This is a genomic window from Campylobacter concisus UNSWCS, assembly GCF_000466685.1.
Classification (GTDB): Bacteria; Campylobacterota; Campylobacteria; order Campylobacterales; family Campylobacteraceae; genus Campylobacter_A; species Campylobacter_A concisus_A.
Genome location: NZ_ANNG01000021.1, coordinates 1 through 10,706 on the forward strand (window position 1 = coordinate 1; position 10,706 = coordinate 10,706).

Genomic DNA, 10,706 nt, shown 5'->3' on the forward strand with positions numbered 1-10,706 from the left:
TATAAGGGCTTTGCTAGTCCCGAATCCGAAGCAAAATACATGCAAAAAATCAATGAGCTTAGAAAAATTTTATATGAAAAATGTAGCGACAAATACGAAATAGTAGATGATTTGCGTTAAAATAAGCTTTTAAATTATGATTAATAATTCCCATAAAAGATACAATAACAAGACTTTATTATCGGCAAAAGGAATTCTAATGAAAAATTTAAAACTTATTTTTATATCCGCATTACTCATCACATTAAACCTCTACTCAATTGAAAAAATCCAGCATAGCTTTGATTGCTTTAAAGCTAAAACGAGAGTAGAAAAGCTAGTATGCTCTGATGAAGATATATCAAGAGTAGATAGAGATATGCAAAAAAGCATATGATCTAATGATGAGTAAATATGACCTTGCTTACATGAATGAAGAGGCTAAAAGAGGAGATAAAGCCATATTTGGAAAAGCTAAAACAAAGTCAGATCGACTGGGTTAAGTATAGAGATAAGTATTGCAACACAAAATCCATAGTGCAAAGATACGATTGGAGAACAGGTTTTTTAATAAACGATAAAATAGTACAAATGATCTATGCTATAACTACTTTACACAAAAATTCTGGATGGACTCTCCTCCAAAGCCTGTAAATAAAGATACCCCCCCCCTATGGGGAATAAAGAGTTTTATGAGAAATTTTTAATTAATGCTTTTGGTAAAGACATTGCAAAAAGGGAATTAAATACCACTAAAAACTATTACTATACACAACTTGACAGAGCTCCAGCTGGAAGCTATATCATGTGTGTAGGTATAGGTGGAGAAGAAAAAGATATATAGCTCTAATGAGCATGACATATAATAATCCAAGCCTTGTAGGAAATGGACTAAAAGCTCACTTAAGAGCTAAAAACCGCTTTGGTGCTTGGTATGAGATAAGGTATAAGAGTAATGCAGACAATGAGATAGGTATAGCTAAGCGTAGATTTGCAGAGTCAAATGAATTTGGGCTGTTTGAAAGTAATGAAAATAATAATGCGGTCAAAGAAAACGAACTAAGAGATATAAGCATAAACGCAATATCCTTTGAAGAGTGCTTAGATCTATTCTCTCTTTTAAATGTGGCAAAGATAAAAGATAAAGATGAGCCATCTATAACCTATCTACAAAACGCTATAGCTTATGAGACTACTAAGGAATTTAAAGGCAATAGAACTATAGCTGGCTACTCAAATGGCAATGCTGACTTCAATACACACTACAGAAAATACAACACTATCTTGCAATTTTTTGCAGATAAGATAAATGCTCTTTTAAAAAATGTCACCTCAAAGACCTTTAAGCTAGAAGATATCTATGTGATCACCACAAAAGATGATAATAGCCATAATATCTCAAGGATAAATAAGCTTTTAAAGATAAGAGCAGAAAATGGTGAGTTTAAACCTGAAGCTAAGAGAGATATCTTGCTTATATATCCAACGGTTTCAGCCCTTCCTGTAATGCCTGTCCAACCAAAAAATACAACCTTTACTATCGTCTTAGCAGATAACACATCGCTTGATTGTTCAAATTTAAACCCAGATGGGAATAGCAATGAGAGTGAGATAGTGCTTATGAACTATAAGCAAGATGTAAGAGAGCCTAATAAAAACTCAAGAGATGAAGAGATAAGCTTTATAAAGCCTTCTACAAATGGTGAGACTATCATATATAAAAATGCTAACGACATTTTCATATCACAAGATGAGAGATATGCCTTTAATAGCGGCAATGTAATAACTCTTAACTTCTTTGAAAAAATGAACTTTAACCTCTTAAATTTTGCTAAAGAAAACAGCTATAGCATAAGAAGCGACAAGGCTTCAAGTATGTTTGATATAAAGCTAAGGCTACCAGACGCTACTGATAGTATCTCTACAAAAAATGAAGGAAATTTCAACCTAGTAGTGAGTGATCTGATCATAGAGGATGAAGAAGGTAAAAGCTGCGATATAAAAGAGGTGTATCTTCATAATGGTGAAGATAAAAGAGTCTATCCCTCTTACTACCTAAAGAAAAACGATGATAAAGACTCAGATAGTAATAGTAGCTCTAAAAACTCATATACGGCTAAATTTAGAATAAATATAAATTTAGACAAAAACTCTACAGGCTTTAAAAAGACTTCACAATTTATCATAGCTACATTTGATCTTAGTAAAAGGTATGACACTGCCGAGATACATGCCAAAGAAGATACTGCTGTTGTTACTTTGGCTAGTAAAGATAAAAAAGATGGAGGTGCTGAGTTTGATATCAAAGTATCTACAGTCGCTTATCAAAAAAATATAACTGAGATCAGGCTAAATACCTCAGAAAACACTAACGCTACAAATCTAAGCATAAAGGATACTTTAAATTTAGAGGCAGTTTATCTACCAAATAAGGGAGACGATGACTACAAAGAGGTAAACTGGGCATATAAGGTGATAAGAGAGGATAAATATAATAGTGAGGTGGTAGGCAAGGTAGCAGGGGCGATAAATTTAAGCGAAGAGAAATTTAAAGGCAAAAAGATCACTTTTAGTCCAAAAGATGATATAAAAGATAAAGAGCTACTAAAGAAGCTAAATCATGGCAACCATATCATAATGTTTTTTGCCTATCTAAAATCACCTGCGTTTAATACTAATTTTGGAAAGACGCATATTAGAGTAGATATAAAAGCACCTATCTATTTAAAATACTCTAACGGTAAGCTTTGCATATATGAGTTTGAGCATACGGATAGTTCTATGTGCTTTGATACAAGCTTATCTAATGATATCTTTGGTAAAGAGGGCAAATATGAGAAAGTAGAGCATATGCCTAAAGGAGTTTATTATATAAACTCAAATTTAAGTGGCGGGGATATAGATATATATGAAGATGATAAGCTAAGTGTAGTATGCTACCAGAGCATAGATGGTAAAGATAGATCGTATATAGAGCCATGTAAAATTTATGCAATAAATAGCAATATACAAAGAGCATCATCTGCAAAAAGTGGGATAAATTTGATAGATAGTGAGAATAAAAATAGATTTATCCAAAAATTTAACGAAGTAAAACAAAGAGTTGGACTAGATAGCAAAGAGGTTAAGCTAGAGGTAGGGTAGGGGAACATACGACCTTTTGTAATTGGTGTGTTTTGCTTCAAGACTAAAAATTTATTAAAAACCATCTCTAGTATTGACAGGTTAGTCAAAAAATGTATAATGTCTAAAAATTAATATATATTTATAGACAAAGGAAATTTTATGCATTTTGAGAAAAATTTATTTAATGAACCTAGTGACGAAAAACTATGTTGCTTTAAAAATGAGTTAATAAGTATTAATTATCTATCTTGTGAAGAACTTTTTGATGGTTATGATACGATAAAGGCAATAACTTTTTCATATGAGCTAAAATTTGTCGATAAATTGCTTGTAAATTTTACAAATGCGAAAGTAATAATAGGCGGTAGTTTTTTTACGCAAAAAGATATGACGATGCAAAATCTTATTGTTGCAGCACTTACGGATGCGGACATTGCGGCTAGAGAAGTTGGTAAATTTGAAAATTTATTAGAGATGATGAGGGGGCAAAGGCTTGAGTTTAGGGTGCCGCTTGCGTGCGTAGATCACCGTAAAATTTATATACTAAGTAACTCTAAAAATGGCGCCACACGCGTAATAAGCTCGTCTGCAAATATGAGCGCAAGAGCTTGGGAAGGCGATCAAATGGAGCATTACTCGTATGATGATACGCTGTTTTGCTTTGATGAGTATAGTAAAAGATTTGACACTTTTTACTCGTGCTGCAAAGCCCTCCCACTTGATGTGATCACTACAAAGCACACCGATGATCCATTTAAATCAAACGCAATCATAAAAGAGATAAAAGAGAAGAACGAAGTCATAATTTTAGAACATATTCGTGAGGATGTAGAGCTTGATAGTGTTAAATACGCAATAGATTATGAAAAAATAAAAGGTAGATATGATGCTTTGGTGGGTGATACAAATTTAAAGAACAAACAAGGGCTTTTTGAAATTTCTCCAAAAACTCTTAAGAAATTTGAGTTAAATTTAAACAAAGAGAGTTTAAAGGCTAAAAATATAAATCCGCAGGCAGACTACTCGCGTTTAAAATTTGACTATGAGAATTTGCGAGCATTTATAGATGATGATGAGTTAAATTTAGAGCCGAGCCCTGATGAAGTTAGGCGAGATATAGACGAGCTTTTAGCGCTTCTTGAAAATTTTAATGATTTTGTTGGAGATAAAGAAAAGATAAAACATACTCATTTTAAGCTCTTAAATGCGGTGTTTGCATCGCCTTTTCATGCAAAAATACGCTGCACTGCATATCTTAAAAATATAAGCACTACAAGCTTGCCTATGTTTTTATTGGCTGCTTCAAGCAGTGCAAACTGCGGAAAGACCTTTGTTATCACGGCTATTTTAAAGATGATGAGTGGGAAAAGGCTCGTAAATTTAAACACTGAGAGCTGCAAAAGCACGTTTATAAGAGATATACAAGCAGGATACTGCTCATTGCCAGTGTTTGTAGATGAAATTGACAATGCTTATATCAGCAGATTAAAAAATATTATAAAAAGCCCAGAGGAATGCGAAAAACATCAACTTCAAGATCAACCGATGATACTTTTTGCCTCAAACGATGCACTTGACCCTGATGAAACGCTTAGAAAACGTATGATATTTTTAAGATTTGAAGGAGCTTTACCAAGCAATATCGATCAAAACGCCTACAAAGGTAGAGGCAATGCAATCATATCTCGCCTAAGTAACGGACTTTACAGGGAGTATCTACGCAGAATGCTACCTAAAATTTCAGAGCTACTAGACTTGATGATACAAGGGGATACGGACGATACTTGGTATCCTGATGTGATGCTCATCTCATCAAATGTATTGCTTGAAATTTTAGATGACTTTGGATATGCTCGAGCTAGTTATATGAGGCCGCTTAGTTTTAATGCTGATTATTCAGTAAATGCTAGTTTTATCGCACAAGATTCGCTTAATGAGATCGCTGAATTTTATAAACACGGTAAAAGTGCATTTAAGATAAGCAAAAAACAGGTAACTATAGAGCTAGGTACGGATAGTGATAGTAAAAATAAGTGTAAAAACTGGGTAAATACTTTGCCTGCTGAGATGAAAGCTAAAATTCTAAGCACAAAAGATAAAAATCAGCTCATCCTAGATAGGGCAGAGCTAGAAAAGCGACTGGGTATAAAATTTGGAGGCTTTGGCTTTTTTACTTGGAGTTAGTGATGAAAATTTATATTTATGCTAAGCAAAATGACGACATAAAAGGGCTTAGGAGCATTTTAAGATATTTAGACGAAGCAGGGGAAGTCTTGATCATCAGTGAGAGTACGCGCTCTTTTAATGAGTACCAACGCCTAAAAAAGTGCTTAAAGCAAGGCGATATAGTGATAGTTGGAGGCATTTTTAGCCTTGCATTATCACAAAGTTATGTTGCCAGTGAGTTAAAATTTTTCATAGACAACAAAATTTCACTATTTATATACGATCTTGCTCCAACTTATAAAGATGGCACTAACTATGCCGTAAATATGGCAGTGTTGCAAACTTTATATACGCTAGCAAGGAATGAGAAAATTTCATTATCGGCACTTGATAAAAATTATAGTGTTGGGCGCAATAAGCTCATTTTTCCGCAAAACTGGCGTGAGCTTTATGAAAAATGGCAAAACAAAGAGATAACGTCAAAAGAATTTATAAGTGCATCAGGACTTAAAAAAGCAACGTTTTATAATATGCTTAGCGAATATGAGAGCTTGCTTCAAGAACAAGCTCAATATCAGCAGCTAGCTTAAATTTCAAAGAAAAACTATAACTGCTTTGAAAAGAATTGATTTGCAAATCATAGCAGATATAGAAATTTAAATTTCTAAGATGCTATAGCGGATGTGTGTCTAGCAAATTTCTAAATATTTTTTTCTTAAATAGTCTGCTTCATCTTTTGTAATTTCTTTACTGAGTTGAGATATGTTTATTGTTGTATAAAGCTCGCTCCAGTATAAGCTTAAATCAAAATTAGGATGAACATTTGAGTTTTTGCAATCCAAAAACTTTTTTAAGTCTTGTTTAAGCCATAGGGGTAAAGTGTTTTCATCTAGTGTAAAATTTTCTTCCGCATTTTATCCTTTTAATGTCCTAGTAGTTTTTCTCTTATCTCTTTCATCGGATATCTCGCGTCGCTCAGATTGAGATATTCTTTATATATCGATAGTCCTCCCATTATCTTGTAAATTTCCAAATCCGTATTGCCCATCTCTCTTAATTTCTTCGCTCCATCCTCGCAAAGAATATCCTTCTCCCAATACTCCTGCCTGTATAGAGCTATAGTTAGCTCCTCTAGTTTCTCTTCGTCCACTAGCCCTCTGGCTTGGATGTCGTCTATCATCCCCAAGTTCTCCAAAGCTGTCGTCCAGCGGTAAAGTATCGTTAGTCTGTGCATCCAGTCGCCTGATTGAATGTTCGAAGGTGCTGGATACGTTGATCTCATTATCTCTTGTTGCTCCACGTCCAGACGTTTCTCGATATAAGTTCTCATCCGAGTTATCACTTCTTCACTTGGCTCTATCGTATCGCAAGTCATCGCTCCAATTCACCCAGTCGTGGTTGATCGTTATTAGTAAATTTACTAACTCTTTTTTGATCTGCTCTATTTGTTCTTGATTGATCTGGCTGGATTCATTGATTTTACTCTCCATATTTTTGATCGCTAAATATAGATAATTTGAGAAATTGATCTCCTCTTGTAGTGGTGTCCACTCCATTTCCATCATATCTATAAATCTCTTTTTAGTTATTAGCGGTCTGTTGCCCTTTATCTTGTTTTGAGGGTTTGATAGGATATGGTTGTTGTTGGTATCCACAAAGTCCCAGATCCCATCTATAGTCTCTTTGAAATTTTGCTCTGATAATTCATTATATTTGGGATTTAATATGTGAAACATTGTATATGCTCCAAGTTTATTTATTAAATGCAATTTTACTATTTTTACATAAATACTGCATAACTGGATAGTTTTGCTGTGAGGCTATAACTAATGGTAAGATAAATATGGCAACAGGATAATAAGACTGATATTTGCTTATGTATTTACCACACATTGATAGCTTATATTAATTCTTTCAATATTGTTTGCCATAGCCTATTAAGCTATAAATTTGAAATTATTTATCTAATAAATCAAGAGCAATTTTTAAATCCTCTTTAAATTTATCCCTTAGGCTTTTTGGCTCTAATATCTCGATATCTGGGAGCCATCTCTTTATGAAAGGTAAAATTTCTATATCCTGAGTAAAATCTATACTAAACGTAACACTGCCATCCTCTAAAGTCTTTTCAAATCTTTGAGATGGGAAAAAGCTCTTCATGCCTTTACGAAAATATATAGCTACCTTTGGAGAGGCTTTTAGCATTGCTCTTTGTGGCGTATTTGATGGCAAGCTCATAGCATTTTGTATTTTATTAAAATATGTTTTGTACTTTGACAAAATCTTTTTTTGATAGTTTTTTGAACTTTTGGTTAAAGATACTATAAAAGCTACCCTTAAAAGCCTAAAATTTTCGTTAGCATCCTCTATAGCCAAATACCAATTTCCATCAGTAAAGACTATTTTTAGGCATTTTGCATCGGTTAAATTTTCGACTTCACCGATATATTTATACTTAATGTCTCGGTATTCTCTGTTTGCAACTGCATTACGAAGCTCACTCAAATACCTTTTGCTAGGCTCATCTTGTAAATTTTCTAAAGGATTTGTCTTAAATAAAAATATATCAGAATCTTCTTGTAGCTGCTTAGATACCTCTTTTTCATGTTGCTCTAAATCTTTCAATAAGCTAGGGTCGTTTTCGTTTAGTAAGGTGATTAACCAGCCTAGATTGTCGCTATTTTTTAAAAGATACTCTAAAACGATGATTATGTCTTTATTCTTATCAGCTACTCTTAATACACCCATAGGTTTTTTGGCATTTTTTACAAGCTTATTTTCCACTATAAATGAATCCCCGAATAAAATTTTGATCTCTTCTATATATCTTCTTAGCGTTCTTTCTTGTATGCCAAATTCATCCAAAAGCTCTGTGTCTGATGGATAAATTTCTCGTTTTTTTACTAATTTTTTTAAAATTTCAAAAATAATTAATGTTTTATTGTTTAACTCTGCCATTATAAATCCTCATATTCTCTAAATCTTGCATGTTTAAATTCTCGTTTTGTTACGACTTTTCCGTTTTCTATATATTCGCTTACTATAATACGCTTTGTAGTAGCATATACGACGGTTAAACCCATATTTTTTGCGAATTTTATCATGTTATATGTTGCTCCAAAGTCACCTTGAACCAATAACACATCGCCTGCATTAGCCTGCCCCGTAAGTCTATCTTTGTAGATATTTACGATATTTACTACACTTTTTTCAAACGGATCTATGTCACTCCACTTTGCATCAGCTATATTTACAAATTTCTCAATTTTTAAATTTTCTCTCGCATCCTCTTCTTGTTCTGGTGTTAGAGCGTGATTCATTAAAATAAAAAGAGTTTTCATTTTGTTACGCCAAAAATATCTTCATCTAGACAAAATCTTTTAAAGTCAATTAAAAGTCGTTTAAAATTTAATTTCGGATTCTCAATCTCTTCACTACTATTACCGTGTGCCAAATTATTTCTTAATCTCTCGGCATCAACTATAAATTCTCTAAATTCTTTAATACTTTGTGCTTTTTCTATTTCTTCAACTATTAATCTTTTAATTTCGCTCAAATATTCTCTAGACTTTTGTTCACTAAATTCAAAATGCTTTCGAGCTTTTTCAATGCCGAATAGGTAAGAGTTCATTCTGGTGCCTATTTTAACAAGATTCCTTGATTGATTTGTCAAATCATAATGATTGAAAATATCACTGTTTCTAAATTCTCTTACATAACTCTCTATTGTTGGATTAATTTTTTCTATACCTTCATTACAATAGCTTCCAATAGCCTCAAATAACAAAGTTATAGCATTTAATAAGTAGCCCTTTTTGTTAAGAACCTCAGACATCTCGTATAGCTTTTGAAAATCCCTCTTTCTGCTAATACTCTTTAGCTCTTCTATGTGTTCTTTAATTCTATCAAGGCTGGATTTAAAAATAAAAATTTGTTCATTCTTTTTAATATTTTCTATGTATTCCAAGACTATATCAAAGCTATTTTTAAGTGCTTGTAATGAGTTAGAAAGAATATAGTTAGAAAATTTTGCTAGCTCGCCTCTCAAATTTTCAAAATCTTCGTTTTCAAATGAAGCCACGAATGAAACAGTATAATTTTTATCAAAAGTCTCTAATACGTATGACATATTTGCAAGCTCCAGATACTCTTTTAGGTCTATTATCTCATACTCTTTTCCAGTAGTCTTCTCTTTTGCAAAAAATATATGTTTAATTTTGTCTGTATTATTTAAACTTTGAGAAATAAGTGAAATAGTTGCCAAGATCGGGATATGTCTAAATCCATGAGTTAGGTCTATTATGTATTCTTTATCGCCTGATGTTGCATTATTTATGATACGCAAGATATCGTAAAAGTCTTTTTCGCCTTCTATTAAATTTTCATTATTAAATATCTCATCATAGCTATTTCCTAGCTCATCTTTTAAAACTTCAGACTGAATCTTTCGAGCTTTTTCTGTAAAGATTGGCACAATATTTTTTGATTCAAAATTGTCTATCAATAGAGGAAGCATATTTACATATCTCTCTCTTTTTAAAGAGTATAGCTCTTTTAGTTTGTTATCATATCTATAAATAGGTACGTCATGATCTTCTGCTTTTTTGATAGTACCCAAAAATGTTACGACTTTCATATCTCACTCCTCATTTTTTATATAGGTCAAATCATAGTGTTTAACACTATAATCATTTGTAGAAACATACTGTAAATGCCTATCATTTGGTATCGCAAACATTGCTCCAGCTATGGCTATTACTTTTTGGCCACCGGTAACGTCAAATACGATATCATCCTCTTTAAAGCCCTCTTTTTTAAGCTCTTCATATGTATTTTCTAAAAAATCATAGACATTTTTAGCTTTTTCGAAGTCACCAGCATTCTTTATCTCTATAATTTTTGCGATCTTGCTGCCAAAAATATTTTGCACACATTTTAAAAATTTATCCTTATCATTAAAGGACTGATTAGAGCAAGCGATGACTAACTTTGTGAGCCTATCTTTATGGTAGTCAATCGCAGTAAGAGGCATAAAATAGTTGTTAGATTTAAAGTCTTCAAGGCTTTTAAATTTTTCCAACTTTTCTTCTTCGCTTGAATTCGGACTTAAAAATAGCACCAATGCTTTTGTTTTTTTAGGTTCATTATTTATGCTTATCTCTACATTAGCAACATTTTTTGGGATTATTTGCTTAACTAGCAAGAATATTGCAATCGAGCCTAAAATTTGAACTAGCATAGTTCCATCTTTTGCGCTCCAGCTAAAAATTTCTCCTCCAAAAATTTTATCTAGCAATGCAGACATGCCATCAGGCAGCCACGCAAAAAAGACAGCCACCCCAGTTATTATCAAAAACGCTTTAACACCCAAAAGTGAGCTTCCAAGAAGCGAAACAATTATTTTTTGAAGTTCTCTATTTTGGTATTTATTCATT

At 32.8% G+C, this 10,706-nt stretch carries 11 protein-coding genes; 5 read left to right on the forward strand and 6 right to left on the reverse strand.

Annotated elements, in window-relative coordinates; all coding sequences use genetic code 11:
• Positions 1-199 precede the first annotated feature (199 nt).
• The 5 genes from UNSWCS_RS11820 (at position 200) to UNSWCS_RS11505 (ending at position 5,861) form a co-directional block, all read left to right on the forward strand.
• A complete protein-coding gene (locus tag UNSWCS_RS11820; RefSeq protein WP_021087735.1) occupies positions 200-376 on the forward strand; it encodes a hypothetical protein in 177 nt (58 codons plus the stop codon).
• A gap of 276 nt (positions 377-652) precedes the next feature.
• A complete protein-coding gene (locus UNSWCS_RS12350) occupies positions 653-823 on the forward strand; it encodes a hypothetical protein (protein WP_021087748.1) in 171 nt (56 codons plus the stop codon).
• 11 nt (positions 824-834) lie between these two features.
• Positions 835-3,123 (forward strand): hypothetical protein, encoded by a 2,289-nt coding sequence (locus UNSWCS_RS05765; protein WP_200862618.1) that lies wholly within the window; start codon positions 835-837, stop codon positions 3,121-3,123.
• Positions 3,124-3,264: 141 nt separating this feature from the next.
• Entirely contained in the window at positions 3,265-5,289 is a 2,025-nt protein-coding gene (locus UNSWCS_RS05770; RefSeq protein ID WP_021087714.1) for a hypothetical protein, read from the forward strand.
• A gap of 2 nt (positions 5,290-5,291) precedes the next feature.
• Positions 5,292-5,861, forward strand: a complete 570-nt coding sequence (locus UNSWCS_RS11505) for a hypothetical protein (protein ID WP_021087746.1) — start codon at positions 5,292-5,294, stop codon at positions 5,859-5,861.
• Between the two features lie 332 nt (positions 5,862-6,193).
• Here UNSWCS_RS11505 and UNSWCS_RS05780 read toward each other — a convergent pair whose 3' ends face one another.
• The 6 genes from UNSWCS_RS05780 to UNSWCS_RS05805 all read right to left on the reverse strand — a co-directional run bounded on the left by UNSWCS_RS05780 (position 6,194) and on the right by UNSWCS_RS05805 (position 10,705).
• Positions 6,194-6,601 carry a hypothetical protein gene (locus UNSWCS_RS05780; protein ID WP_155242301.1) on the reverse strand — a complete coding sequence of 136 codons (408 nt, stop codon included), beginning with the start codon at positions 6,599-6,601 and terminating at the stop codon, positions 6,194-6,196.
• A 16-nt stretch (positions 6,602-6,617) separates the two neighbouring features.
• The gene (locus UNSWCS_RS05785) at positions 6,618-7,007 is read right to left on the reverse strand and encodes a hypothetical protein (protein WP_035143590.1); all 390 of its coding nucleotides are present in this window, start codon (positions 7,005-7,007) and stop codon (positions 6,618-6,620) included.
• Positions 7,008-7,227: 220 nt separating this feature from the next.
• Entirely contained in the window at positions 7,228-8,229 is a 1,002-nt protein-coding gene (locus UNSWCS_RS05790) for a helix-turn-helix transcriptional regulator (protein WP_021087734.1), read from the reverse strand.
• The gene (gene csx20, locus UNSWCS_RS05795) at positions 8,229-8,612 is read right to left on the reverse strand and encodes a CRISPR-associated protein Csx20 (protein WP_035143591.1); all 384 of its coding nucleotides are present in this window, start codon (positions 8,610-8,612) and stop codon (positions 8,229-8,231) included. The genes UNSWCS_RS05790 and csx20 overlap by 1 nt, the downstream gene beginning before the upstream one ends.
• Positions 8,609-9,907: a CRISPR-associated DxTHG motif protein gene (locus UNSWCS_RS05800; protein WP_021087743.1), complete on the reverse strand. Its 1,299-nt coding sequence runs from the start codon at positions 9,905-9,907 to the stop codon at positions 8,609-8,611. The genes csx20 and UNSWCS_RS05800 overlap by 4 nt, the downstream gene beginning before the upstream one ends.
• A gap of 3 nt (positions 9,908-9,910) precedes the next feature.
• The gene (locus UNSWCS_RS05805) at positions 9,911-10,705 is read right to left on the reverse strand and encodes a hypothetical protein (protein WP_021087723.1); all 795 of its coding nucleotides are present in this window, start codon (positions 10,703-10,705) and stop codon (positions 9,911-9,913) included.
• Position 10,706: the final 1 nt, after the last annotated feature.